Below are 25180 nucleotides of genomic sequence, written 5' to 3' on the forward strand. Positions count from 1 at the left end.
CTTAGAGGGTGGTTTGAGGTCCAAAGCTGGACCCACCCCCTCCAGTTTACAGCTTGGTTTACAATTTCCCCCTGTTTTCCAGCTTCGAAATGGCCGTTTCCGCCATCTCGGAATCCCGCTTGAGATAGTGCGTATCAAGGATCGTTTCGACGTCCTTGAGGCTATGCCCGGTGATCGTCGCGATCTGCGGAACACTCGCTCCTGCGATCGCCAGACGGGTCACGACAGTGCCCCGCAGATCGTGGAAGGTGAGACCAGCGACACCGGCTTTCACACAGGCCTTGCGCCACGATGTCCGAAAGCCGTCGCTCGTCCAGGATTGCCCGCGTTCGGTGAGCAGGATCGTTGCCGGCAACGACTTCCCCTCGACGTCGTAGCGGGCTTTCAAAGCGTCCAGCGCAAGCTTGAGCGGTGCTCCAACAGGAACGATCACCCGCTTGGGCTTGCGGTTCTTCACCTTGCTCTTTGTCTTGCCCTGCGTAAGACGGATTTCCGCGCCGTCATACGCCGTCCAGGGCAGGTTGATGAGATCGCCCTGACGCTGCCCTGTCCACAAGGCGAGTGTCATGGCCAAATGGAGGTGGGGCGGCGCGTGTCGGTAGAAGGCGTCCTCGTCACCGTCTTTCCAGACGGAATCGACGCGGCCGGATTGATATAGACGACCGGGCCGTTTGCAGGGATTGGCGATGACCAGTCCTCTATCAAGCGCCCATGCAAGAATGCGCGCCAAAACGGCAAAGCGATAATCTGCCGTGCGTTCCGATGTGCCGGCAATTCGATCGCGCCAGGCCAGAAACTCGCCGCGCGTGCGCGGGTCACCGAGCGCGCCTGTCGGAAAATCTCCAAACTCCGTTTCGATGAATCTCAGATGCTTCCCATAGTCCTTGCGGGTGCGGGGCGCGAGACGGGTATAATCGGTGGATTGCTCGAATGCCCGAAACACGCCGTTGAGCGTGTCGCTTGGTTTATGCCTGTTTTTTCGCTCATTGTGCGCCGTGACATAAGCCTGGTGGAATTCCGGCGTACCGAATTTGGCCTCGATGCGGGGCCCGCCGCGCCAGGCATAATAGTAGGTTGCGTATAGGCCGCTCGCCAATTTCTTGCGTACCCTGTGGACACCTTTAAGATTGACGCGCATCGCGCCGCGCCTTCCATTCGTCGAACGGGGTCGACGAAACCGCGGATGGTTCCGTTTCCAGATGCACGAGGATGATCCGCCCATCCGGGTGGATCTCGGTACGCACGATCGTCAGTCCGCCCTCGCGGGCCATACGGATGGCCTGGGCGAGACTGGGGCGTCGTGGCGAGGATTTACGCTGTCCGGCCACAGCGAGGCCGTAGGGCGTGAACCCAACTCGTGGTCCCCTGCCCGCCGCACTCCCCCCTCCCTTCCTTGGCGAGTCGGTTGGAGAGATATGAGGTTACACCTGGCAGCGCTGGAGAGCGCTGCGTCCCGGCGGGCGCCACTGGTGATGCATGGACCTCCCCGTCCCAACAGCGACTGATGGTGGTTGCAACGCCCACGGGGGCAAAAGCCGACCCCAAAGTCTGGAAGATGGAAAGACGCATTGTGCGCTCCTCAAAGGAGCACCCGCGCGATGTCATGAAGCAAAGCAGATAGTATCATAGTCTGGAGTAACTTAAAGGCCGGCCTTTATCGGTTTCCCATCTCAATTCTGCGGTACCGGGCTAAGGTTCAGCGCATAAACACGTCGCTCCCGAACCGTCCAATCAGGTGCATGGCCACAGAGCTGATATAGTTTCGCTGACGCCACGCTGTCGGGCTGTGGTAGATGCCGACTGCCTTCCAATAGTCTCCCGTCGTCCGCAAGGCGGACAGAAACACCCACCGTGCGGCCTCCGCGTTGAAACAGGGATCAAAACGAAGCCAATGGCGCACGTGGGCTTTCGGCCGACCAATATGCGCGGCGATGCGCCCGACCCACCAACTGTTGATCTGCAAGGGCCCCAGGTCATGGGTGCCGTTGGTGTTGGCAACCTCCGCACCGATCCAGCCGGCCTCCTGGTCGCGCAGACCCAAGAGTGTCTTCTCGAGCCAGGGCCTGCCAAGCGAGGCCCGACGGATGCACGCACCGATGAGACGTTCATCATCCGGATTGCGCGTCCTGGCCTGCGCCGGGGACGACGAGGCCATCACTGCGCACAGCAATGCACCGATGAGATAGGGTGCGAAACGCATCATACAGCCCTCATCGATTTTGACGCCGTTCGATCATGCCGCATCTGGCCAGCGAAGTCTGGAAACGACCCATCTGTCAACAAAGCCAGAAGCGCGCGGCCGGAAATGATTTCGACAGTGCTGCCATGAGCCGCGGCCGCCCGGCTTTGCGGCCCGGTCCGCCCCGTATGGATGAAGAGACCGCGTCGCCCTTTCGTGCGACAAAGCGCCTCAAATGCCGCGACATCCTCCGGCCGGATCGTATCAGCATAGCGTTTGGCCTGGATCAGCCAGACAGCGCCATCGATCACGACCTGTCCATCGATCCCGCCATCACCGGTGTAACGGCGGTTACGAATGACCTTGTGACCACGGCGCTCAAAACTCTCGAGCAGAAGTTCCTCGAAAGCGAGCGGGTCCATGGCGCGCAAGCGGGCATAGAGAAGCTGCGGCGGCTGCGCCCGGTCACGCCCACGAAGTTGAGCCGCCATGGCCCTGGCCTGCTGCCTTCGCCAGCGATGCTTCACCGGCATCTGAAATTGATGGAAGACGACGGCAAGGGTGATGAGCATGCACGCGGACAGGGCAAAGAGCATGAAAGAGGACCTTATCGCTCGGGGCCGTAAGACGGCTCGGGGTGATGGACAGGCGATGGCGCTGGCCGCACCGGCTGATTGTCTGGTGCGCCGCGATCGGTGCGGGCGCGGTCGAGAATGCCCTCGAGAAAGCGGTCCAGGACCTGTGCAACGCTGCGCGCGCGCTCGGCGAGATGTTCGGCGGTACCGCGCGGCGGACGCTCCCGGCGATCGAGATGCCGTTCGAGTATGCGATCGCGCCGCTCCGCGCGCATTCGCTCCTTGTCAGCCTTGAGATTGGCCAGATGCTGTCCATGGCGGTTCGAGAGTGAATCGACACGGTCTGCCTTCAGCCGCCCCAACCCTTCCGACGATGATGTTTTCTCACCTAACTGCCGCTCGAGCTTGGCGATCAACGCCTTGACGTCGTTGGTCCAAAGCCTTGCGCCGAAGGCCGCGCGGGTGATGGCCGTGTAGAAATTCTGGGCGTTGACGAGCGGCGATTCGACCGGGGCAAGCACGAAGACCCGCGGATAGGTCTTGGACTGAGCGGAATAGACGGTCTCGGCATAGCCATGATCCCAGGTCCGGTGCTTGGAGAGATCGACCTGTTGCACACGTTCGTCGCGGTCCCAGCGGATCGTTGCCACCGCCCCTTCCAGCTTCTCCACCGTCCCGCGCTCGGCGTTGCGCAGATCCAGTTCACGGTTGACGAGACGCCACTGGATACGGTCTCCTTCGGCAAGATCGCGATGCTCCGGATTAAATATGTTGATATGCCGAGCCCTGGTCGTCTGCGGATCCCATCGAATCGTGCGGCCTTGCTCATCGACGAGGCGCACGACCTGTCGGCCATTGGGTTCACGCCCCAGTCCTATGACGCGATAGTCGGTATTGCGGGCGACACCGAAACCGACGATATCACGGTCGAAGCGCACAATCTGACTAGTGCCGTAAAAACGCGCCATATGCTTTTCAATGTCGGTCAGGCCGGCGGGCGCGAGGATGGACAGTCGGGTGTCCTGGGCGGCGAGACCATTCACGTCTTTCAGCGCATCGCGAATCTTGCTGTTGACGATGAGGCGGGTCGCATTGTCGAGGACGAGAATATTGGTGCCGGCCCGCGAGTCCGGCTTGAGCCGTATCCAGGCATGCACGACCTGCTCGGCCATCCTCTCATTGTCGGTAACGGTGCTGACGCTATCGAGCTTTGCCAATGCCTCGGCGAAGTTGCCCGAGCGTGCGGCAGTGACGGCCGCCTTGATCGATTTGGTTTCCTGACGCACGGCTTCGGTAAGTTCGACCGTCGGCAGGCCCAGTTTGCGCATCAGCCAGAACGGCTTGCCCTGCTCGATGGCGCCAGTCTGTTTCTCGTCGCCCAGCAGCAGCAATCGTGCGCCCGTCGTCCTGCTGATTTCAAGCAGCCGCTGGGCCTGGCGGTTGCTCAGTTGCCCCGCCTCGTCGAGGACCAGCACATGGCGGTCGGTGATCCCCTGCCCGCCTCGCGCGACGAAACCGGCCACGGTATAGGAGGCGATATCTGCTTTCTTGCCCAGTTCGGCGGCCGCTGAAGATGTGGGCGCCAGGGCGATCAAGGTCGTGCCGGGCTCAGCCGCCTCTCCCAACACTCTGACCAGCGTCGATTTGCCGGATCCCGCGACACCGTGGATGGCGGTGATGCGATCGCGTGTCAGCGCCGTCTCGACAAGGGCATTCTGCTGCTGCTTGTTGAGGCTGGTCCCCTCCAGCACGGTAAGCAATCGATCACTTGAGGCAATCGGGCGAGCATCATTCAGGCCGAGCGCGATATGCTGGGTGAGCGCCAGTTCCAGCCGCCAGGATTTGCGACTGGTTCGCCCTCGTGCCAGTATCTTGTCGCCGGTCTGCTCATGGGTCGGCAGCAGCTTGCGTACCAGTTCGTGGTTTTCGATGCGGGGACGGATATCCTCGAGCCGGACTTCGCCGACATGGGCGGCGAGACCAGTGCGCATGATATCGCCCAGATTGTTGACCGCTTCGGTCGTGTCCAATTGCCGCAGGCCGAACAGCGCGGCACGCGACGCCTCCCGTTCGGTGGGTGGCAAGTGCCTGCCTTCTCGCTCATACGTTTCGGCGGTGATCAACCGAAGCGCGTCGAGCCGTGGCCCGGTCCGCTGGTGCCACCGCGCGACAAGGTCTTCCTTGCCGATCTTCACCTTGGCCTTGCGCGTGGCGTAGAAAGAGGCGCGCTGGGCCTTCTGCCCGACCAGCCCATGTTCGCGGGCATGTTCCTCGATCGCCTCGGCGCGCTGCGAGAATTGTTCAATCAGATCATCGGGAACACCACGTATCTCGAAGAGGCCCGATCGCGGATTGGTGTCGATCTCATAGCCAGCCTCGCGCAAGCCAAAGGCCAGGGCATTGCGATATATCTGACCCGCGACGCGCTGTTCGCCATACATGACCCTGCTTTCCAGGCTCGCCATGGGATCGCCGGCTTCGCGATTGGTCATGTTGAGGACGACCAGATGGGTATGGAGATGGGGATCGAGTTCGCGACTGCCATGTTCGGTAAAGCGCGCGACGAGGATGCGACCGGTGGTTTCGTGAACGATCTTGCCTTCGTTCCGGCGGCGCAACTGCGCCTGTTCCTCCAGATAGGCGATAGCGCCGGTCACCGCGCCCTCATGGGCGGCAATAACGCGTTCGTCCCCGGCCACCAGCGCCATGATCGACACGGACTTGGGTGCGTTGACCGCGAAGTCCCAGCCGGGATGGTGCTGGTTCTGCCCATCGGCGCGATGGCGGCCCAGTTGCTGGTCGCCAACCTTGCCGGCCAAAAGTTCACGAAACAGCGTTGGATCGACCGCGCCTGACAGCCCAAGATCAGCCGCAAGCTTGCCGGCCCATTCCGAAGGTTCGTTCCCGCCCTTCGTGTAATAGTCGCCGACCGTATAATAGCGGGCAATGTTAGCGGGTTGCCCATGGAGGCGCTGGGGCTGGATCATGCCGGCCTCGCCTGTTCGCGCGGTCCATCTTCACGGCCATGCTGGACAAGTTCGGAGCGGATTTCTCCCTGTTTGCCGGCAAGGATAGTCCACAGGGATCGCGCGGGAACCGGAAGCTCGGCATGCTCTTCATTCAGCAGGATATCCGCGACCCGCTGCGGATCGATATCGGGCGCAGGAGGGCTGAACAGATCCGGCTGTGGTGACGGTGGCGTTGGCGTCTCGTGGGATGCCTGGGGCTTCTTCGACGGCTTTTCCCCGGCGTTGGGGGCTGGCGGCGTCTGCGCAGCCTCGCGCTCCATGGCTTCACGGACCCGAGATTCGGCGTGGGCAATGCGAACGAGTATTTGCGCCTTGTCCATCTGGGCGGGCGGGTCCGTACGCTCTGAGAAGGCCTCTCCCAGCGATGGAATGTCGTTGAAGCGGCTATCGAACCGGACCACGGGCAGATTGCGGCCGAAGCGCAGGAAGCCCACCAGATTGGGTAGGTTGGTGACCTCGGTCGGCATGACCAGCGGCCGGGTCACCTGCATGCGCGACAGGTTGACGCCGTCGCGCATGTCGTTGACGCCATAGGACATGCCCTCATTGGCCTCTACCTGCTCGACCTGACCGAGGTTGATCGAGACATGCTCGGCGGTGTCGGTATCGTTCGCCCGCAGCGCCACCCAGGTCGAACAATAGCCGGTGATCGCCGCGGCATCTTCCTTGCCGTAGGTGGCCTTGAGCTGGGGATAGGATTGGAAGCCCAAAATGCCGCATCCGCCATATTTGCGGGCTCGGGCAAGAAAATCCGAAAGCGAGGGCAGCTTATGCAGCGTCGGCAGTTCGTCGATCACGCAATAGAGCCGCCGGTCGCGATCCGGCGCCAGGCTCATGATCGCACTGATCGCGATGTCGAGCCACACCGTGATGAGCGGGCGCAGCGAGGGAAGCTGATCGGCTTTCACGGTGATGAAGAGCCAGCTTCCCTCCGCGCCTTTCTCTACCCAGTCGCGGATCGAGAAGCCGTCCTCGGTATCGTCGAGATAGCCGAAGCTGCGCATGACCGAAGCGAGTTCGGCCTGGATGCCTGCGGATGTCCGTTCGCCTTCGGCGCTGATGAAGGCGGCGGCGTCCGTACCGGTCACGAAGGCGGCCAGATCCTTGAGCTTCGAACGCAAGAGCCGATCGAGCAGGACCGAGACATAGGTATGTTTCTGACGGGCGAGTTTGCGCATGACCGCGACCAGCGTGCCCCGCGCCGCCTTGGCCCAGAAGGGATCGCCATGCTTGTCCGGAATAGTCGACTCCGCGATCTGGTCATAATGATAGTCGCGCGGCACATCGACCCAGGGTGACCAGCGAGCCGTACGCTGATCGAGCGGGTTGAGCAGCATGTCGGTGTCCTGCCGATAGAATTTCTCGACGAAGGTGCCGGCGGTGTCATAGACGATCGCGCGACGGCCTGATTTACGGATACCCTCGAGCATGCCGACGATAAGGTTGGTCTTGCCGGTACCCGGAGCGCCGCAGAGCAGGATATGCTCGGGCTCAAAGGCCTCGGGAACTGGAACGGCGCCGATGACGAGCGGCCCTTTTTTCTGGCCCCATAGCGCGCGTCGGACTTGGCGAATGGTGCCGAAGCGCGCCCCGCGCAAATATTCGTTGGAGCCGAGCCCCCTGCCCGTCCGCGTGAAATAGAACCACGCCCAGGCGAGCATGACAAACGTGAACAGCCCCGAAATTAGCGCCCCATGCAGCAGATAACCCTCGAAAGACCGCAAGGTATTCTTCGCGAGCGCCGACGCGACTAGCCAGTCCGCCGAAGTCCAGTAATCCAGGCCTGCCGGCGTGCGAAACTGTACCGGGTCATTGGTCCCGCCGGCTGCATCGACTTTGATCGTCGCCTCGACCAGCTTGAGCAGGACGAAACGCTCATATTCGGTCGATTTCTCGAAGGCATACCAGAGGGTGCCGATGATCCAGATGATGAAGCCGGCCAATATGGTCTGGTAAAAGACCTGGGTGGTCATGCGGACGTTGTGGACTATCGCCTGTCCGCCGCGCGTCCAGGACCCCAGCATATCGTTGCGGAAGATGCTCATAGGGCATCCTCCCCGCCCAGCAGGCCGCGTTCGGCAAGAATAGCGCGGGCTTGCGCCATCCCCTGCTCGAGCGCCTTGGGAGACTGCTGGCCGACGGATGTCGCGACGATCGACAGGATCTGGATCGAAGTGGCAAGGATCTCGTCCTGGGAGGAGAAGACGTAGCGCTTGCGTTCATCGACCGCCTGCTCAAGCAGCTGCCGTATGAAGCCCGACAAAGAGAGGTTTGCACCGCGAGCACGGCGCATCAAGGCAGCATGCAGCGACTCATCGAGACGGAAATTGAGCTTGGGCAAGCGAAGGGCCTCCTTGTCCGGAGACCTTCGCAGATGTCATGAAGCCATAGCACGTTACTGAATCCGCGTTCGTGGCGCAAGTCACGACGATTCGAAAATCCATGATCGGAAGGTTATAGGAATGCTTTTCGGCCGTTACCGACTGCGGGGTGTTTCACATGAGGAGGATGGATATGCTTCCTAGGGGCGAATCGCCTTGATGGCGTGTGGAGATTGTGCACTGCCTATCGAGTGGTTGGTCAGGAGGAAGGCATCAGTGGAAGATCCGGACGACCTCTCCCTCTGGTCCCGTCTTACCAACAAGCATCGCGCCTGCCTGGACCTTGTCATTGAACGCAAGAGTTCGAAAGAAATCGCCCGGGTTCTTCAGATTTCTAAGCCCACTGTCGATCAGCGCATCACCGCCGCCCGGAAGGTTCTCGGCGCAGCGGACCGCGATGAGGCGGCAGTCATCTACACCAGATTGAAGAGTGTATATGATCGCGTCACATATGATCCAGTGCAGCTTCCCCCGCTGCCTGTCCTGGTGCCATCAGACTTTTCGGACGGCGACCCGTCATCGGTTCTTTTGCTGAGCGATAGTATTGCGCCCAGCATCGGGACCGGGGGCAAAAGGAAGGATTTTCTGGCGCCGTTCCAGGAAGGGTGGAGACACGATTACAGCATCCCGGCACGCATAATGATTATGGTGACTATGCTCACCGCCCTAGTCATCGTCGTGTTTCTGGGCCTCGGCATTGCCGAGACGCTTACGCGCCTCGTTTCCAACTGATCCTGACAATCTGGCCCAACATTGCCCGGAAGCGCTTCGCGCTTCCGGCGAAGGAGAAGTTATGTCCAATTCCGAATCGTTCGCGGTAGCCCGTCTGCAACGCGATGTGCCTGGCGCCGAAGCCCGCATCGACGACGCAATCATTGCGCTTTCCACGCTCATGACCAGCGTCGTGACTGCCCGGCGTGAGACCAGCGTCGCCGCAAAAACGGGGCAAGCGACCATCATACGTCTCGCAAAGGCGCAGATGTCGCTGATCGATATCAGCAACGAGGTTCTGCGGGCCCATGGTGAACTTGCCGATATCGGCAAGGAGACCGCAGGTCTCGATCTCCACGAATGTCCTTCGATGGCCGTAGCGCCCTCTCACCTCGCCGCCGTCGCCTAAAGTCGATTGACCAGGAGCCATCGACATGATTTGGAAACGGAATGCTACGCATCGCCCTGTTTCTGATATTCCTGTCGATGGCGATCGGATACGCCATCTGGAAAGGAGGCATGCCGGAACGGGCTATGGCCGCTATCCTGATTGCCATGGCCTTGATGGATCAGGCTCTTCACCTCTTCATGCCGGCCCACTTTGCGACGGTCGACACCGGTCATCTTGCGATCGATCTCGTTGCGGCGGCATCGACGATCTCGCTGGCTATCGTAGCGCACAGGTTCTGGCCGATGGCGGCTGCCGTCCTTCAGATACTGCCACTTCTGGCCCATTTCAGCCGGGCGCTGGATTTGAGCATGCATCCAATCGCCTATTTGACGATGCAGGTTGCCTCATCCTGGCTTCTCCCTCCGCTTCTGGCCCTCGGAACCTGGCGACATCGGCTGCGTCTGCAACGCAACGGCAGCGATCCATCCTGGCAGACTTCCTTGAAATCATCGAGCCGGTCGATGGAGGCCAGCTAGCGAAGGCCCTCTTCGACGAATTTCGAAGCATCGGGCGCATCCTCGCTCAAAGCCCAGAGTCACTGGAGCGCGTGCTCGGCGGTCATGCAGTCGTCGCCCGGATATTGCTGGGGGCTCGCTTGGTGCTCCTTGAAGGAATGCGGGAGGAATTTGCCACTCTTCCGATCAGTCGAGACTGCCCCAATTTGCTTCAATATCTGATGGCTTCCATGGGCGCTCTTCCGGACGAAGTCTTACGGGTCATATTTCTTGACAGCGCAGGCCATCTGATAGCGGATGAACAGCTGCAGTTAGGCTCTCTCAGGCAACTCGCGCTTTATCCTCGCACTATTTTTCGCCGGGCTATGGAACTCGAGGCTGCGGGATTGATCCTTGTCCACAATCATCCAAGTGGGGACCCAAACCCTAGCGAAAACGACATTGTCGTCACACGGACCTTGTCGGAAATAGGTCGTTCTCTGGATATCGAAATCGTCGATCATATCGTCGTTACCGCAACCCGCGCTGTCAGCGTAGCGTGGCGCTGTGCCCCCCTGCCAGACGGATCATCGAACAGTTCTCAGATTCTTCGAGATAGTCTCGGTCCAAAAACCGGGGATCGCTTTGACGGTCATGTTGTGGCTCTCGAGAATGCAAGAGCCATCCGGGAGCGCCGCCAACTCCGGCGTGCGCTGGTGGGGTCGCCGGAACTGTTTGGCGAGCCTGCATGGGAAATGCTGATTGAGGTCTTCATCAAGGGAGCGGAAGGCGAGAAAATTGCGATCAATACGTTGTGCCGCGCTTCCACCGCGACGCCGAGCACAGCGCTGCGTATCGTCAACAAGCTTTGCAAGGCGGGGCTTATGATTAAGGTCAACGATCCCTATGATGGCCGCCGTCATTTCGTCGAGGTGACGCTTCAGGCCAGGACAGCCCTCGAGACTTATTTTGGCGGACATGAACAATGACCTGCAGATCCGACAAAATGCCATTCTCCAGAGGCTGACCGGCTGTTCCTGTTTCCCAGGAGGTTTCAAAGAGGTCGCATCCCTGACGTCCCTATGAAATCTTGTCATCCCGTGGATGACTGAAGTATCAGGTATAGCGCCCCTTCATACAGCCGCATGGGATAGCTCAACGAAATTTGTATCGGAACATGCCCGTAAGGCGAGTTCTTGCGCCACAAGGTTGTTAGCCGATTATATTCACTTTGAATGTAATTTAATATGCGTTGACTATGGTATGAAAGCTAGAGGTTAATCTGAGCACGCTAGGCAGCGGATGATAAAGAAGCTGTCGGATAAGCTGAGTGCTCAAATTCAAAGCGGAAATACTTGAACACATAGCCAAGGGAGAACCCTTGAGCGTAGTGGCTGACCATATCTGTCGTAGCGTCGAAGAGCGCTTTCCTGATATCGTCTGCTCCATTTTGACCGTGGACGCGAGTGGCCTGCTGCACCCCTTGTCTGCGCCCAGTCTGCCGCCCGATTTTTCCGGTCTGTTGGACAACATTGCGGCCGGACCTCAGGTTGGATCCTGCGGAACCGCCGCATATACCCGTAGAAACGTAGAAGTACGCGATATTGCGTCTGACCCGCGTTGGATAGGATATGCTGAACCAGTGCTCGCGGGTGGTCTTGTGGCTTGCTGGTCATCTCCTCTTCTTGACGTATCCGGTTCCGTCATCGCAACATTTGCACTCTATTTCCGTCAATCCCGCGGACCTCGCCGTGCGGAACGGGACTTGGTCAAACTGTGCATGCACCTGTGCGATCTCGCCTTGGCGCGAGCCTCCCGCGTGCAGGACCGAGAACGGCGCGCCTCTATCGACGCCCTGACAGGCCTGCCTAACCGCAGTAGTTTCGAACATGCATTGGCGCATTTGGGATGCTCCCGTCCCGGAATATGGGCGATCTTCCTGATCGATCTCGATAATCTCAAGATGACCAATGACACTTTCGGGCATGCTGCGGGAGACAGACTGCTCCAGGAAGCATCTGCTCGTATGGGTCAACTTGCCGCTCCAGATCGCATCTTTCGAACCGGTGGAGACGAATTTGCGATAGTGGTCATGGCTCCGGACCGCCTGGCCCGAGTCAGCGTCCTTGGCGAAGAAATACACGAGGCTTTGAGACAGCCGATAGAGTTTGCATCCTTCTCGATTTCGCCGAAAGCCACCATCGGATGCGCGATCGTTTCCGGAGATGAAGACAGCGCCTACGCTGTCTATAGAAATGCGGACATCGCGCTATATCACGCCAAGGATACGCATCCAGGCGGTTTTATATGCTTCAGGTCCGAACTCGATAGCAGCATCGTCGCCCGATTGTCGTCCATCGATGCTGTGAAATCGGCTCTCGACGAAGGCAGGATCGAAGCATGGTATCAACCATTCGTAGAGTTGGCTGGCGGGAAGATCATTGGATTTGAGGCGCTCTGTCGGATGACGACCCCGGAAGGAGAAATCGTGACTGCCTCGTCGTTCAGCGAAGCGACAACGGATGCACGGATTGCATCGACAATAACCCGTCAGATGCTCAGGCAGGTTGCCAGCGACATGAAACGCTGGAGGAACCTGGGCATTCCGCTTTCACCGATCAGCATCAACATTACAACGGTGGATTTGCAAGGCGGGAAACTTCTCGAGCTCATTGACCAGACATTTGGTGACGACAAAGAGTTGTTGAGCAATCTATGCTTGGAAGTCACCGAAGGGGCGTATCTGGACAAACGGGCCCACCTGATGATTGACGTGATTCACGAATTGCGTCGACGTGGCATCCGCATTGCGCTCGATGATTTTGGCACGGGATATGCCTCCCTGACACATCTTCTCAATCTTCCGATCGACATCATCAAGATCGACAGATCATTCGTCGAGCGCCTGCCAGCCGACGAACTCAGCGCTACCATTATTTCGGCGATAATCTCGATCGCAGGTAAAATCGGCGCCAGCGTAACAGCCGAAGGCGTCGAAACCGTGGAGCAGGCGGCTTTGCTGACGGAACTGGAATGCTTCGCGTGCCAAGGCTATTTATACGCCCCTGCACGCCCGCAGGCAGAGGCAGCGCAACTGGCGTTGCGGCATTCTATCTCCGGCGACCATCCTATCCCTATTGTTCGCACACATGGGGTTACTTGTGAGCCTTCCAGGGCCGCAAGACATCGAGATGACAATGCCTTCGCCGTCAAGCGAAGCTGAGTAATGCCAATTGGAACTTCATCAGAACGGCCACGGTGAGGTGGATTTCAGGCCAACACGTCCGTCTCTGAAAGACAACACTGAGACTTGCATCAGCAAGGGCGTTCCTGGCCAGATCCGCGGCACGGGTAATGCCACCATCGAGAAGGATGACGCCGGCAATTAGTGAAATTCTTTCATCCTGTCATCAAAACCTGATGCGATTGTTGCGGTAATCAGGATGACATATCTTCAGCAGTCCTACCGCAAAGCTTGGCTGAAGATTCTATATCCGGGTTTTTGCTCAACACCAGGCTCCCCACCGTGAAGCCCGACGAAGCCTGAAAGATGCAGAGAAAGAAGGATAGCATGACAAAGAAGATTCTTATTACTGGCGCAAGTTCCGGCTTCGGTCTCGGGGCAGCGATCGAGCTTGCCCGCCAGGGGCACCAGGTCATCGCGACCGCCGAAACCTGGCCGCAGGTGCGCAGCCTTCGCTCCGATGCGGCGGAAGCGGGTGTCGAGCTCGAGGTCATCAAGCTTAACTTGCTGAACGATATCGACCTCGCTCATGCCGCAACCTACGACCCTGACGTACTGGTGCTCAATTCCGGCATCATGGAAAGCGGGTCGGTCGTCGATATTCCAATTGAGCGGGTCCGCGAATCGTTCGAGGTCAACGTATTTAGCCAAATTAAGCTGGTGCAGGGCATCGTTCCCAAGATGGTGGCGCGCAAGTCCGGCAAGGTAGTGTGGCTCTCGTCGATGGGCGGCATCATGGCGCTTCCCTTTATCGGGGCCTACTGCGCCACCAAGCATGCCATCGAGGCGTTTGCCGGCGCCATGAAGACCGAGCTGGAGCCCCACGGCGTCAAGGTCGCCACCGTGAATCCCGGCATGTTCAGCACGGGCTTTAACGATACGGGTGCCGAGAGCCACGTGCAGTGGTACGATGAGAAAACAGCCGTTGTCCCGATGCCGGATTTCGGCGGTGCCCTCGCCAATCAGAATGATCCGAAGGAAATGATCGACGCGATGGTCGAAATCATTACGGCCGAGGATCACCTCTATCGCACGATGCGCCCGTCCGAAACGATCGATGCGGCAAAGAAGTGGCAGGAGACTGAGTGGACCCAGAACGCCTGACGTCGGGCTCGATGGGCATAAATCTCAGTCTCAAAGTATTTCGATTTGCAACCCAAATAGATCGCGGAGGATATCAATGGCCGCCTACGTCATATTTTGCATCAGCAACGTTCATGATGAGGAGAGTCTGGCGGAATATCGTCGCCAGGTGGTTCCCCTCATCGAAGCGACGCCCGGAGTTAAGTTCTTCGCTGGCCCCGTGCCGTTTGTCGTGGAGGAAGGGCTGCCGATCACCTATGGCGTGGTTATCGAATGTGCCGACCTCGAAGCCGCGAAAAGTTGGTATTATTCCGAAGATTATCAGCGGGTCGCCGCATTTCGGCATAAGGCCTCGGATGGTTTCGCCTTCATCCTGGAATCCTGGACCGGCCCTGTCCACTGATCCAAACTATGAGCGATGCGATAGTTCTCGGTCGACGATTTGAGTCCGCTAGGAGGCCCGCAAGGGAGCCGGGGCTGCTGATATGATCAGGATTTACTTCAATGCCGAACGGACAGGTGGCCTGAGATTCATTATCGTCGGGACCATTGCTCTGGTCATCGCATTGGCGGTCTGGGGATGGCGCCACGGCCCCTTCTGGTGGGGAGTAGCATGGGTATTGGCGGTCAGCGCGCTGATCCAGATCAACGTCGGTATCACCTACTGGTGGCGCAGTCCCGATGACCTCGAACGCGTCCAACATCTCGTTGCCCAAGAGCCGGGACGCATTGTGGGGGAGGAAGTACCACGGATGCAGGCCGTGCTGAAGAGCTACGCCATCAGCATACGGATCGAGATCGCCGTGCTCGCTGCGGGACTGGCGCTGCTCGTCCTTTCGCCGCACGGCAGTGCGTGGCAAGGCGCAGGGATGGGCTTGGCGGTGCAGACCGGCTTGGTACTTCTCCTGGACGGTTTGGCCGAGCGGCGGGGGCAAGCGTATCTCCAATGGCTGCTGGCGTTTATGGCCACCTCGCCAGATGCTGGCATCGCGTTTGGCGCGGATTCCGGCTGAGTTCAACGGATCGTAGTCGGTGACTGAACTGCGCAGGATGCCCTTGGTCTGTGTGCCGCAACCTTGCGAAGCCCAAATAATACCCCCTTGGCAAGGGAAAGGCCACAGCAAGGTTCGTCGAACAAACTGTAACCCGCTCGTTGAACGGAAAAGACAACTTAGGCGACGCTGGGAATACAGGAAGAAAGCGGGGCGGGCAGCAGTGGGATCCTTCAACCGCCCCGGCTGCTTTGCGCGATTAAACTGCGAATAAATTGAAGGAAAACAATATGGCCGAACGGAAAACTTGGTTCATTACCGGCACGTCTCGTGGATTCGGGCGTGTTTGGACAAAGGCCGCGCTTAAGCGCGGCGATCGGGTGATCGCTACCGCCCGCAATATCGACAGCCTGGAAATTCTCCGGACATCCTATGGCAACGACGTCCTTCTGCCCCTGACTCTCGACGTAACGGATCGAGATGCTGTTTTCGCTGCCGTCACGCAGGGACACGAGCACTTCGGCAGAATTGACGTCATCATCAACAACGCCGGTTACGGATTGAGCGGTGCCATCGAAGAGGTCAGCGCCGCCGATGCGCGCGCGCAACTGGAAACGAATGTCCTTGGCGCTCTTTGGGGGACTCAAGCCGTGCTGCCGATCATGCGTCGGCAGGGCAGCGGTCACATTCTCTCCGTCTCCAGCATCGGTGGCGTGGTCGCCTTTCCGACGCTTGGCCTGTATCACGCCTCGAAATGGGCACTTGAAGCCATGATGGATTCTCTATCGCAGGAAGTGGGCAACCTTGGTATCAAAGTTACGCTTATTGAGCCTGGCGGCTATGCGACCGACTTTGGCGATCCATCCTCGATGAAATTTTCCACTCAGATCGCGGCATACGACGAGCCGCGCGCACGCCTTTATGCTTCATTCGAACCGGATACGATAGGCGATCCACAAGCGACGGGGGATGCAATCCTGAAAGTCATTGATGCGGATCAGCCGCCGCTGCGCATCTTTCTTGGAGCCGTTCCCCTTCAGCTTGCTCGCGCGACCTACGAGGCACGCCTCGCCACCTGGGACGCCTGGGCAGGCACATCGATACAGTCTCAGCGGACAATATCGGTGCCGAAGTGAAGGCATCGAGCCGCCAGCAAGCCTCTTAAAGCACGTCATTCTGCCTCTGTCACATTCGCGACAATGACGTTGAGCGGCCCCGCCCTACGCGCGATCGCGCTATCCGGTCAAAAACGCCGTGGAGCGAGGCTGGAATTGCCGTTCGATCAAGACGGGCGGCGCTGTGCGTGCCGCCCCGTCGTCGCCTGCCTCGAAGAATGCGCGGCCAACAGCATTATATTGTCTATTGCAGCTAAACGGGTTCGCCAGAGAAAATGTATTGTCTCGCCGCATGCGGTAAGCACAATCGTCCCGTCCGTCAGTCCAAAGAGCGCTACCTCACGGAGTTCGCAAAATGCGACGGTGGGAATATTCGATCAAGTCGATCCAGCAGCAAAGTATCACGATATGCCGGCCGTCGCCGATGACCGAATTCAACTGAGAGATCTCATGTTCAAAAGTCTAGCGACGGGTATAGGGCCGATATGGCCCGACTCCCAGCGGCGGCGGCTGGCGATGCAAGGGCATCGTTCAGCGGGCGCCGCTCGCTCAGACCGAAATCACTCCGTCGTTGCTCATCCAGTCGTCAACGAACGCGCCCGAAACCTCGAAGAAGGCGTCGCCACTCGCACCTCCGACTTCGATGTGGCTTGCATCCAGGCCCATGGCTGGACGGCATACGCCGACGGGCCGAGCGTCTGGGCCGCCACGGTGGGCCCGCCCAAGATAGTCGCAGCGCTGAAGGCGCTCGCGCCCCAGGATGGCCCCGCTTTCGCTCCGGCAAGCCTGTTCAAGGTCAAGGCTGCATCCGGGGCAAGCTTGGGGCGCGAGCTTACAGCGATGGACGCGCCGGCAACTGATCCCAACTGCACCGCAGGGCAGGCCAAGGGTCGAATCTGCGCGCTACCGGAACTGCGACCGCGCCATGCAGGCAAAGGATTAAGTTTATGAGCAGCGCGCGGATGCCCTCGCGGCGCCCACCGGGCTTGGCGCGGCTTGGCGCATTCCTTTCGCTGCTGATACCGTCGTGCCTCCTTGCCGCCTTCCTTGAACGACTGGGCCTGCCGGCCGGCCTGCTGCTGGGGCCGATGATAGTCGCGATCATCTTTTCGGCGCGTGGCGGCACCTTCCACATCTCCGAGTCCGTGTCCGACGGCAGCCAGGCAATCATCGGCCTTATGATCGCCCCGTCGCTCAACCTGTCGATCCTCGCGACAGCAACCCAGGAGCCCTGGCTGTTCGTCGGCATCACAGCAACGACCATCTCGCTCAGTATGCTGATCGGGTGGGTGATGACTCGGTGGCGGCTCCTGCCCGGCACTGTCGCGGTCTGGGGTTCGATGCCGGGGGCGGCGGCGGCAATGGTGATGATGGCGCGTGATGAGGGCGCGCCATGGCAACTGGTTGCCGTGATGAGCTACCTGCGCATCTGCTTCGTGGCCGTGCTCGCCTCGCTGGTCGCCGCCGTTGCAACCGGCCACACCGAGAGCCCGCCGCCGGGCGGAGCCTGGTTCCCGCCGCTAGACGCGCTTGGGCTGGCCCAGACCGTCGTGATCGGCGTAGTTGGCATTTATGGCGGCCGGCTGCTTCGTCTTCCCGCTGCCCAATTGCTCGGACCAATCTTCCTTGGGGCCGGCCTTGAGGCCGCAGGACTCGTTCGACCGCAGCTGCCGGGCTGGTTGCTGGCAGTATCCTATTTCTTGCTGGCGTGGCGGATCGGACTTGGCTTCACGCCCGAGATCATCGCGGTTGCCCGCAAGGCGATACCCTGGATCGCAGCGGCGGTCTGCACGCAGATCGGGCTGCTTGCCGGCTGTGGGGCGGTGCTCGCCCACCTGACCGGGCGTGACCTGATGACCGCCTATCTGGCGATGAGCCCGGGAGGCGTGGACTCGGTCGCGATCATCGGAAGCGCGGTGCCGATCGATACGCCCTTCGTGTCGTCGATGCAGGTGTTCCGGTTCGTCGTGGTGCTGCTGATTGGTCCCAGCCTCGCTAGGCTCGTCGCGCGGCGCATGCGGTCAGCAGGTACGAGCGAGTGCGGCGATCAGCCAAAGGTCATGGGCAACATCCCGCACGAGCATCCGACCGACTGATCAACGGACGTGCTAGCCTGTCGGGACATCACCCATTCAGCCGCAAACGCAACGGTCTAAGGGAACAAAACAGTGCATGATCTCGGCCCGAATTCGCATCGCTTCGTGTCACAGCGGTTGACGCTCAACTATCTCGATTGGGGCAATCCCGACGCGCCCTTGCTCTTGCTCGTCCACGGCGGGATGGATCATGCGCGTAACTGGGACTGGGTGGCGCGCGAGCTGCGCGACGACTGGCACATCATCTGCCCCGATCTGCGCGGGCATGGCGACAGCGCCTGGTCTCCGGACGGGAGCTACTCGATGCCATATTACGTCGCCGATCTGGCGCAGCTGATCCAACAGTGTACAGACGGGCCCGTTTCCATCGTGTCGCATTCGCTCGGTGGCGCGATCTCTCTGCGCTATGCCGGTACCCATCCCGAGCGCGTCCACCGGCTCGCCGTAATAGAAGGGCTTGGCCCGTCGCCACTCGACCAGACGCCGCAGATCCCGGTCACCGAACGCTGGCGAACCTGGATCGACGAACGACGCGCGCTTAGCGGACGTGCGCCGCGTCGTTATGCCTCGATTGAGCAGGCCTATGCCCGCATGCAGCAGAAGAATGCGCATCTGTCCGCAGAACAGGCGCGACACCTGACAGTGCACGGCACCCGCCGCAACGAGGACGGCACGTACAGCTGGAAGTTCGACAATTATGTCCGGCTGCCGATGCCGACGGACATTACAAGCGACGAGCTGAGCGATGTCTGGAGCGCTATCGACTGTCCGGTGTGGCTCATACACGGTCGGGACAGCTGGGCGCGCCATCCTGGCGACGACGGGCGCGCGGACAATTTCAAGCAAGCGATGGTCACAAGCTACGAGCGAGCCGGACACTGGGTCCATCACGACCGGTTCGAAAGTTACGTGGCGGACCTGAAGCGGTTCCTGTCCGAAGACGAGCCGGCGTCGCTGGTCGCCACCGCCCGGTAGGCTTCTGTTCTCCAATAGCGGGCAAGAGGAAGTATCGGCGGCCCTGCTCGAGCGGCTCGATGTTCCTGTCGGTGTCACGGCTCTCTTCGAAGCCGACCAGGAAAAATCTTCCCAACGAATCAGAAGAACAAATTCCAATGGAGGTAACGCCGATGCTACTTGATCCTTTGTTAAATCCTCCGTTAGGGCCGCGTGTATCTTGGAAATCTGCTGTCCTCTTGTCATCAGCCGTGCTGCTTTTGCCGACTACGGCGTCAGCTGCACCTCAAGACTTACCCGCAGAAACACCGTCTACAACTCCGCTGGGCTTTCCAGCGATCGAGGCCCCCGAACCGCAAAACGCGTCGACCATCCCTGTGAATTCGGCCCAGTCGCCCTACCTGTTTAATCTGCAGAATAAACCGGTAACAGCCATAGGTTCTGCGCTGCAGAAAGCCGGGCTCTACCTCAACGGCTTTGATTTTTCCGAGTTCCAGGGCGTTCCCTCCGGTGGATTCGATGGTGGATCCTATGGGGGGAGTTGGACTCAACTCGGCTTGGACGCCGACATGAAGAAGATTGCCGGTATCGATGGGGCGAAGATTCACTTTTCTGTCACCGCTATCTCTGGCCGGGGAAGGTGGTGGCAGCATACTGGATCGGTTTTATCAGTCACGAGTACTTTCGGAAATCATAACGGTTTGCAGTTGCGTGAATTTGCATGGGATCAAGCCATTCTTTCTGACAAATTGCACATACTGGTTGGCCGATTTAACAAAGGCGGCGAATTCGACTCCTCGGAACTGTACTGTCAATTCTCCACAATCATTTGTGCAAGTCCTGTTACCTTTATGGGCAACAACGGTGGCCCACCGTACGTAACATCAAGCTGGGCAGCACGCGTGCTCTTCAAACCAACGACACACACCTACATCAAGGCGGCAATTTACGCGAACGAGCCGATTCTGACCAGAGCGGGCCATGGAGGTTGGCCGGGCAAGGACTGGTCCTTCTCGCGCGCGGATGGCGCGCTGCTCCCCGTCGAAATCGGATACAAGACCAGTTTTGCTGACGACCTCTATCCGCGCGCATACACGATAGGCGCGACTTTCGACACATCGAGATACAATGATCCGATCAGAAACGTCGCTGGCGAGAATTTGGTTATCTATGGTGGAACACCGCTTCAACATACCAAGCAGAGTTCAGTCTATCTCCAGGCACAACAGATGGTATGGAAGCCAGATCCGAGGGGCACCCGAGGGCTGACACTCTTTGGCGCGGCCAATGTAACGACCAAGGGAAACCCGCCGATAAGTGCCGGTATCGTGCTAGGCGCGCTCGATTACGGGCCATTTAAAGCTCGTCCAAATGATACGGCGGGTATCGTATTTCAGACCCTATGGATCGACCGTTCCACGCGCCGTGTCGCTAACGACATCGTCCGCCTGCAGGGAATAGATCATAAATTCTCGAGGAAGGAGTACATGGTGGAAGTGAACTATGGTGCAGCGGTTGCACCAGGGCTCAAGATACAACCATATCTCGAATATATCTGGCACCCGGATCAAATCTATTTCCCCAACCCGCGGCCAGGCGTGACGCATGCGTTGCAGATCGGAGTAATGCTCGATTTCGAGCTGAACGAAGCATTTGGCCTACCGAGACTCCGGCGTACGAATTTTTGATCCAGATGGAAAACGAGCCCAGCTGGCCTTGCCACATGTCGACCGCTGGCGCGGCATCAGGCCCAGCCACGCGAAAAAGTTTCGTCCGCTGGCGACGGCGCGTAGATCGGACGCGAACGCGATGATAGCGCAGGCAGTCTCCGGCCCGACACCGGAAACTGTCTGATCGATGGCGTCGAAGCGCTGGAACGTAAAGCGAATGATGGCAGCCAAGTAGTAGGAGTTGAGAGAGGGCAAACGGTGCGGATCGCACCGTTGCTGCCGGGCCAGGAGAATGATCCGAGCTGCACTGGCACGGAACACCGGTTGTTCGTGAACGGATGATTTCATTTGTGCACAACACTATAGCAAGGAACAGATTTTTCCCTCAGGTTTGCGGGAAAAGGTAACAATCGGAGAATACGCCTTGCGCGAACTATCCCCAGGCTTTTGGAACATTCGGGGTTCCTTTGAGATCGACGGCATGGGGGATGTCGGCACCCATATGTCGCTTATCCGCAAGGGCGACGGCCGGTTTTTGGCGATTGATAGCTACGCCCTTGAAGATAGAGACCGGCAGGCGCTGTTGGCCCTGACGGATAATGGCTTGGCCATCGACGCGATCATCAATGTTCACCCCTTCCATACCGTTTTTTGTCGCACGATGCATCAACTCGTCCCGGAGGCGCGGTTGATCGGAACGCGGCGTCACCATAGGGAGGCACCCGAGCTGCCATGGGATCCTCTGCCAATCGAACATGCGGAATGCCAACGGCATTTTATGGCCGACCTGGAATTCGCAATCCCCGATGGCGTCGACTTCGTCTGCTACGACGATCGCGTCCATGTCGCCTCTGTGTTGGTTCGCCATCGACCCAGTCGAATAGTCCATGTTGACGACACGCTGAACGTCCAGCAGCTGCCGGGGCGATCACAATCAAAGCTGCAGTTCCATCCTCTGCTGGCGAGCGCGCTGCAACCAGAAGCCGGGGCCGCCGACGCGTTCGCGAGCTGGGCGCGCAACCTTGCCGAACGCTGGGCCGAGACGCCCGCCGTCTGCGCTGCCCACAATGCGGTGCGTTCGCTACGGCCGGACGGCTGGCGCGAGGAAGTACTCGGCGCGCTCGCTGCCGTCGATAAGGCGCTGGTCGCGCACCGTTTGAACCACGGTTGATTACTCATTTCCAGAAAGAAGCCCTTGCGCGAATCGACATTCGGGATTCCCAACGAGGCTGATCGCTGACCGGTTTGCAGCTACTCGCGAAATACACGGCTGACAGCGTCAATGGTCACTACAACTAAACAGCTCCGTCAGGAGAAATATATTGTGCCGCGGCTTCTGGAGGGCACAATCATGTTGATCGTCAGCCGAATGAACTCGACCTCTAGGGGGTTCGCCAGGCGCAACGGAAACGGAGAGTATATTCGATCAGGTCGATGCTAGCGCAGAGTATCGCAACATCGCGGTCCTCGCTGATCGCAGATTTCATCTGAGAAGTCCCGTCTCGCAAGTGTGGCCCGAGCCTGGGGGAACATAGTCCACTCCCGGTCGCGGTGCAGGCTGATGAGGAATGTAAGGCACTGACTGGCCTGGTCCAAGCCAACCGTGACCTTGCATATGCAAACTGAGCTTCCTGACCGGCTGTCATACCGGCCTGCGCCTTCGGGGAATGGCGGCGACAACTCCAAGCTGCGGGGCAGCACGAACGCCGTGTGGTCTTTCAAGCGATGAGTGAAGCGAAAAGGAAAAGAAATTAGTGTGGGAGAGCTACATCTTGATCAGCCTTGTTCCTGAGTACATGCCATGGGCTTGCGCCGTCCAATGAGTATGGGGAAAGCCGCTTCTCCGACCGGCGCAGAGATCGCTTCGCGGGTCGAAGCATTCGTGCGCGAGATTGTCGTTCCATATGAGACCGATCCACGGCGGGACCATCACGATTGTCCAACCGATGAACTGGTTTTTGAGATGCGAGAAAAGGCGCGCGCCGCTGGTGTGTTGACGCCACATATCCTCCCGGACGGAAGCCACCTTTCCCAATGTGAGACGGCCGTGGTTCTTGCCCGTACGGGCCTCTCGCCCTTGGGGCCCCTCGCATGCAACACCGCGTCGCCTGACGAAGGCAATATGTATTTGCTGAGTAAGGTCGCCAACCCCGCCCTAAAGGACCGGTTTCTGAAGCCCTTGGTCGAGGGTAGGGCACGATCCGCCTTCTTCATGACCGAACCGGCCATGGATGGCGGCGCAGGCTCCGATCCATCGATGATGCGCACCACGTGCAGACGTGACGGCGATCATTGGGTCATCAATGGCCGAAAGGCGTTCATTACGGGAGTCGAGGGCGCCCATGTCGGCATAGTCATGGCCAAGTCCGACGAGGGCGCTTGCATGTTCCTGGTCGATCTACCCGATCCCGCTGTGAGGATCGAACGGGTACCCAATACGATCGACAGTTCCATGCCGGGTGGCCATGCTGTGGTCGCACTCGAGAATTTGCGCGTGGCCGCCGATCAGATGCTCGGTCAACCCGGTGAGGGCTTTCATAGCGCTCAGATCCGACTTGCCCCCGCCCGCCTGTCCCATTGCATGCGCTGGCTGGGCACATGCCGGCGTGCCAACGAAATTGCCACCGATTATGTCTGTCGCCGTGAGGCCTTTGGCAAGACGCTGATCGATCACGAAGGCGTCGGCTTCATGCTGGCCGAGAACCTTATCGAACTTAAGCAGGCCGAACTGATGATCGACTGGTGTGCGTCCGTGCTTGACGAGGGGCATCTCGGCGTAGCGGAGAGCTCGATGGTAAAGATCGCGGTTTCGGAGGGCCTCATGCGGGTGGCTGACCGCTGCGTCCAGGTGATGGGAGGGACCGGCGTCTCGAGCGAGACGATCGTCGAACAGGTTTTCCGCGAGATCCGCGCCTTCAGAATCTACGACGGGCCGACCGAAGTGCACAAATGGAGCTTGGCCAAAAAGGTGAAGCGCGACTGGAAGGCTCGGCAACAATGACCACGGAAACGTCGGACAATCTGGGCACCACAGCAGTGCGTGCAAACCACCAGTTCAATGAAGCGGCCCTATCCAAGTGGATGACGGCGCATGTCGAAGACTTCAGGGGACCGCTCTCCGTGGAGCAGTTTAAAGGCGGGCAGTCGAACCCGACGTACAAGCTGACTACGCCGATGCGCTCCTACGTTTTGAGACGAAAACCGCCTGGCCCGCTGCTCAAGGGCGCCCATGCGATCGACCGGGAGGCACGGATATTGTCGGCGCTCGGCGAGACGGGTTTCCCGGTCCCGCATGTCTTCGCCGTTTGCACAGACGACGACGTGATTGGCAGCTGGTTCTATATCATGGAGATGGTCGAAGGACGTGTCTTTTGGGATGCCACTTTCCCCGAAGTCCGCAATGAAGACAGGCGGCGATATTTCGATGCGATGAACGAAACACTGGCCTTGCTTCACGGGTTCGACCCGGAAGCGCTCGCCCTGGGAGATTATGGCCGGCCGGGGAATTACTTCGAGCGCCAGATTGCCCGGTGGTCGAAGCAATATCGCGAGGATCCGGAAGCGGGACGCGATGCCGAAATGGACCGGCTCATCGAATGGCTTCCGGCCAATATCCCGCCCGGAGACGAAGCGGCAGTGGTTCATGGCGACTTCCGGTGTGACAATCTGATCTTCCACCCCATCGAACCGCGTGTGATCGCCGTACTGGATTGGGAGCTTTCAACGCTTGGGAACCCGTTGGCTGATTTCGCCTACCACGCCATGATGTTCAGGATGCCCCCGGACATCGTCGCTGGCCTGGGGGGTGCCGACCTCGCGAAGCTCGGCATTCCGTCGGAGGCGGACTATCTCGCGGCTTATCTCCGAAATGCCGGCAGGCCGGAAATCCGTCCTGAGGAGTACAACTTCTACATCACATTCAATCTCTTCCGGCTCGCCGCGATTTTTCACGGGATCAAGGGGCGTGTGATCCGGGGGACTGCTGCGTCTGCCCACGCGCGGGATCGCGCCGCGAACTATCCTCGCCTGGCAAGGCTCGCTTGCCAGAGCATGGATGCTCCAATCTGAACTTGGAGCTGTTCAACCACTGCGAACCGCCGGAACAACCAGATCGTTTCCGGCTCAGAACCAGCCACCCTGTTTAATTCAGCTAAACATTGCGACTGCCATTACTGGTTTGTCCGCAGGCAGGTTGTAAGTGAAAACATCGCCAACAAAACTCAATCTACAGGTAGAATGGGATGAGGATTTCTAAATACGGCCATT

General features: G+C 59.3%; 23 protein-coding genes. 15 read left to right on the top strand and 8 right to left on the bottom strand.

All coding sequences use genetic code 11. The annotated features are described in order from the left end of the window. Positions 1 to 58: 58 nt before the first annotated feature. From DM806_RS09745 to DM806_RS09775, 7 genes are all read right to left on the bottom strand, one after another. The gene (locus DM806_RS09745) at positions 59 to 1138 is read right to left on the bottom strand and encodes a tyrosine-type recombinase/integrase (RefSeq protein WP_179043021.1); all 1080 of its coding nucleotides are present in this window, start codon (positions 1136 to 1138) and stop codon (positions 59 to 61) included. Continuing rightward, a complete protein-coding gene (locus DM806_RS09750) occupies positions 1122 to 1271 on the bottom strand; it encodes a hypothetical protein (RefSeq protein WP_179043022.1) in 150 nt (49 codons plus the stop codon). The genes DM806_RS09745 and DM806_RS09750 overlap by 17 nt, the downstream gene beginning before the upstream one ends. 425 nt (positions 1272 to 1696) lie before the next feature. After that, positions 1697 to 2203, bottom strand: coding sequence for a lytic transglycosylase domain-containing protein (locus DM806_RS09755; RefSeq protein ID WP_256869196.1), 507 nt, complete (start codon positions 2201 to 2203; stop codon positions 1697 to 1699). Continuing rightward, positions 2200 to 2775: a restriction endonuclease gene (locus tag DM806_RS09760; protein WP_179043023.1), complete on the bottom strand. Its 576-nt coding sequence runs from the start codon at positions 2773 to 2775 to the stop codon at positions 2200 to 2202. The genes DM806_RS09755 and DM806_RS09760 overlap by 4 nt, the downstream gene beginning before the upstream one ends. Before the next feature lie 11 nt (positions 2776 to 2786). Continuing rightward, entirely contained in the window at positions 2787 to 5741 is a 2955-nt protein-coding gene (gene mobF, locus DM806_RS09765) for a MobF family relaxase (protein ID WP_179043024.1), read from the bottom strand. Further along, positions 5738 to 7828, bottom strand: coding sequence for a type IV secretion system DNA-binding domain-containing protein (locus tag DM806_RS09770; RefSeq protein WP_179043025.1), 2091 nt, complete (start codon positions 7826 to 7828; stop codon positions 5738 to 5740). Before DM806_RS09770 ends, mobF begins: the two co-directional genes overlap by 4 nt. Continuing rightward, the gene (locus DM806_RS09775; RefSeq protein ID WP_179043026.1) at positions 7825 to 8124 is read right to left on the bottom strand and encodes a ribbon-helix-helix protein, CopG family; all 300 of its coding nucleotides are present in this window, start codon (positions 8122 to 8124) and stop codon (positions 7825 to 7827) included. Before DM806_RS09775 ends, DM806_RS09770 begins: the two co-directional genes overlap by 4 nt. A gap of 256 nt (positions 8125 to 8380) precedes the next feature. Here DM806_RS09775 and DM806_RS09780 point away from each other — a divergent pair, with 256 nt between their 5' ends. The 12 genes from DM806_RS09780 (at position 8381) to DM806_RS09835 (ending at position 20932) form a co-directional block, all read left to right on the top strand. Continuing rightward, positions 8381 to 8896, top strand: coding sequence for a sigma factor-like helix-turn-helix DNA-binding protein (locus tag DM806_RS09780; RefSeq protein ID WP_372859442.1), 516 nt, complete (start codon positions 8381 to 8383; stop codon positions 8894 to 8896). Positions 8897 to 8957: 61 nt separating this feature from the next. After that, the gene (locus DM806_RS09785) at positions 8958 to 9284 is read left to right on the top strand and encodes a hypothetical protein (protein WP_179043027.1); all 327 of its coding nucleotides are present in this window, start codon (positions 8958 to 8960) and stop codon (positions 9282 to 9284) included. Between the two features lie 41 nt (positions 9285 to 9325). Then, complete coding sequence (locus DM806_RS09790; protein ID WP_179043028.1) at positions 9326 to 9802, top strand: hypothetical protein; 477 nt, start codon at positions 9326 to 9328, stop codon at positions 9800 to 9802. 122 nt (positions 9803 to 9924) lie between these two features. Then, positions 9925 to 10749, top strand: a complete 825-nt coding sequence (locus DM806_RS09795; RefSeq protein WP_372859456.1) for a JAB domain-containing protein — start codon at positions 9925 to 9927, stop codon at positions 10747 to 10749. Between the two features lie 341 nt (positions 10750 to 11090). Then, the gene (locus tag DM806_RS09800) at positions 11091 to 12983 is read left to right on the top strand and encodes a bifunctional diguanylate cyclase/phosphodiesterase (RefSeq protein ID WP_179043030.1); all 1893 of its coding nucleotides are present in this window, start codon (positions 11091 to 11093) and stop codon (positions 12981 to 12983) included. Between the two features lie 327 nt (positions 12984 to 13310). After that, positions 13311 to 14108: an SDR family oxidoreductase gene (locus DM806_RS09805; RefSeq protein WP_372859444.1), complete on the top strand. Its 798-nt coding sequence runs from the start codon at positions 13311 to 13313 to the stop codon at positions 14106 to 14108. Between the two features lie 76 nt (positions 14109 to 14184). Next, positions 14185 to 14490 (top strand): DUF1330 domain-containing protein, encoded by a 306-nt coding sequence (locus tag DM806_RS09810; protein WP_179043032.1) that lies wholly within the window; start codon positions 14185 to 14187, stop codon positions 14488 to 14490. A gap of 82 nt (positions 14491 to 14572) precedes the next feature. After that, positions 14573 to 15100 (top strand): hypothetical protein, encoded by a 528-nt coding sequence (locus DM806_RS09815; protein WP_179043033.1) that lies wholly within the window; start codon positions 14573 to 14575, stop codon positions 15098 to 15100. Positions 15101 to 15369: 269 nt separating this feature from the next. Next, a complete protein-coding gene (locus DM806_RS09820) occupies positions 15370 to 16215 on the top strand; it encodes an SDR family oxidoreductase (protein WP_179043034.1) in 846 nt (281 codons plus the stop codon). 926 nt (positions 16216 to 17141) lie between these two features. Next, positions 17142 to 18290: an AbrB family transcriptional regulator gene (locus DM806_RS09825; RefSeq protein WP_179043035.1), complete on the top strand. Its 1149-nt coding sequence runs from the start codon at positions 17142 to 17144 to the stop codon at positions 18288 to 18290. A gap of 72 nt (positions 18291 to 18362) precedes the next feature. Continuing rightward, the gene (locus DM806_RS09830) at positions 18363 to 19265 is read left to right on the top strand and encodes an alpha/beta fold hydrolase (protein WP_179043036.1); all 903 of its coding nucleotides are present in this window, start codon (positions 18363 to 18365) and stop codon (positions 19263 to 19265) included. Between the two features lie 59 nt (positions 19266 to 19324). Then, positions 19325 to 20932: a carbohydrate porin gene (locus DM806_RS09835; protein WP_179043037.1), complete on the top strand. Its 1608-nt coding sequence runs from the start codon at positions 19325 to 19327 to the stop codon at positions 20930 to 20932. Here the strand turns inward: DM806_RS09835 and DM806_RS26965 are convergent. After that, positions 20903 to 21262 carry a transposase gene (locus DM806_RS26965; RefSeq protein WP_218647435.1) on the bottom strand — a complete coding sequence of 120 codons (360 nt, stop codon included), beginning with the start codon at positions 21260 to 21262 and terminating at the stop codon, positions 20903 to 20905. The genes DM806_RS09835 and DM806_RS26965 overlap by 30 nt on opposite strands. A 76-nt stretch (positions 21263 to 21338) precedes the next feature. Between DM806_RS26965 and DM806_RS09845 the strand changes: the two genes are divergently transcribed. From DM806_RS09845 to DM806_RS09855, 3 genes are all read left to right on the top strand, one after another. After that, positions 21339 to 22085: a hypothetical protein gene (locus tag DM806_RS09845; protein ID WP_179043038.1), complete on the top strand. Its 747-nt coding sequence runs from the start codon at positions 21339 to 21341 to the stop codon at positions 22083 to 22085. 630 nt (positions 22086 to 22715) lie between these two features. Continuing rightward, positions 22716 to 23915, top strand: coding sequence for an acyl-CoA dehydrogenase family protein (locus DM806_RS09850; protein ID WP_256869199.1), 1200 nt, complete (start codon positions 22716 to 22718; stop codon positions 23913 to 23915). After that, positions 23912 to 24982 carry a phosphotransferase gene (locus DM806_RS09855; RefSeq protein WP_179043039.1) on the top strand — a complete coding sequence of 357 codons (1071 nt, stop codon included), beginning with the start codon at positions 23912 to 23914 and terminating at the stop codon, positions 24980 to 24982. The genes DM806_RS09850 and DM806_RS09855 overlap by 4 nt, the downstream gene beginning before the upstream one ends. The last annotated feature ends 198 nt before the right edge of the window (positions 24983 to 25180 follow it).

This window comes from Sphingobium lactosutens (assembly GCF_013393185.1).
GTDB classification, from domain to species: Bacteria; Pseudomonadota; Alphaproteobacteria; order Sphingomonadales; family Sphingomonadaceae; genus Sphingobium; species Sphingobium lactosutens_A.

What these genes read in the sequence shown, in the direction of transcription:
- DM806_RS09745 (WP_179043021.1), bottom strand. Translation starts at nt 1,138, where the DNA reads ATGCGCGTCAATCTTAAAGGTGTCCACAGGGTACGCAAGAAATTGGCG.
- DM806_RS09750 (WP_179043022.1), bottom strand. Translation starts at nt 1,271, where the DNA reads ATGGCCCGCGAGGGCGGACTGACGATCGTGCGTACCGAGATCCACCCG.
- DM806_RS09755 (WP_256869196.1), bottom strand. Translation starts at nt 2,203, where the DNA reads ATGATGCGTTTCGCACCCTATCTCATCGGTGCATTGCTGTGCGCAGTG.
- DM806_RS09760 (WP_179043023.1), bottom strand. Translation starts at nt 2,775, where the DNA reads ATGCTCTTTGCCCTGTCCGCGTGCATGCTCATCACCCTTGCCGTCGTC.
- mobF (WP_179043024.1), bottom strand. Translation starts at nt 5,741, where the DNA reads ATGATCCAGCCCCAGCGCCTCCATGGGCAACCCGCTAACATTGCCCGC.
- DM806_RS09770 (WP_179043025.1), bottom strand. Translation starts at nt 7,828, where the DNA reads ATGAGCATCTTCCGCAACGATATGCTGGGGTCCTGGACGCGCGGCGGA.
- DM806_RS09785 (WP_179043027.1), top strand. Translation starts at nt 8,958, where the DNA reads ATGTCCAATTCCGAATCGTTCGCGGTAGCCCGTCTGCAACGCGATGTG.
- DM806_RS09790 (WP_179043028.1), top strand. Translation starts at nt 9,326, where the DNA reads ATGCTACGCATCGCCCTGTTTCTGATATTCCTGTCGATGGCGATCGGA.
- DM806_RS09805 (WP_372859444.1), top strand. Translation starts at nt 13,311, where the DNA reads ATGCAGAGAAAGAAGGATAGCATGACAAAGAAGATTCTTATTACTGGC.
- DM806_RS09810 (WP_179043032.1), top strand. Translation starts at nt 14,185, where the DNA reads ATGGCCGCCTACGTCATATTTTGCATCAGCAACGTTCATGATGAGGAG.
- DM806_RS09815 (WP_179043033.1), top strand. Translation starts at nt 14,573, where the DNA reads ATGATCAGGATTTACTTCAATGCCGAACGGACAGGTGGCCTGAGATTC.
- DM806_RS09820 (WP_179043034.1), top strand. Translation starts at nt 15,370, where the DNA reads ATGGCCGAACGGAAAACTTGGTTCATTACCGGCACGTCTCGTGGATTC.
- DM806_RS09825 (WP_179043035.1), top strand. Translation starts at nt 17,142, where the DNA reads ATGAGCAGCGCGCGGATGCCCTCGCGGCGCCCACCGGGCTTGGCGCGG.
- DM806_RS09835 (WP_179043037.1), top strand. Translation starts at nt 19,325, where the DNA reads ATGTTCCTGTCGGTGTCACGGCTCTCTTCGAAGCCGACCAGGAAAAAT.
- DM806_RS26965 (WP_218647435.1), bottom strand. Translation starts at nt 21,262, where the DNA reads ATGAAATCATCCGTTCACGAACAACCGGTGTTCCGTGCCAGTGCAGCT.
- DM806_RS09850 (WP_256869199.1), top strand. Translation starts at nt 22,716, where the DNA reads ATGGGCTTGCGCCGTCCAATGAGTATGGGGAAAGCCGCTTCTCCGACC.
- DM806_RS09855 (WP_179043039.1), top strand. Translation starts at nt 23,912, where the DNA reads ATGACCACGGAAACGTCGGACAATCTGGGCACCACAGCAGTGCGTGCA.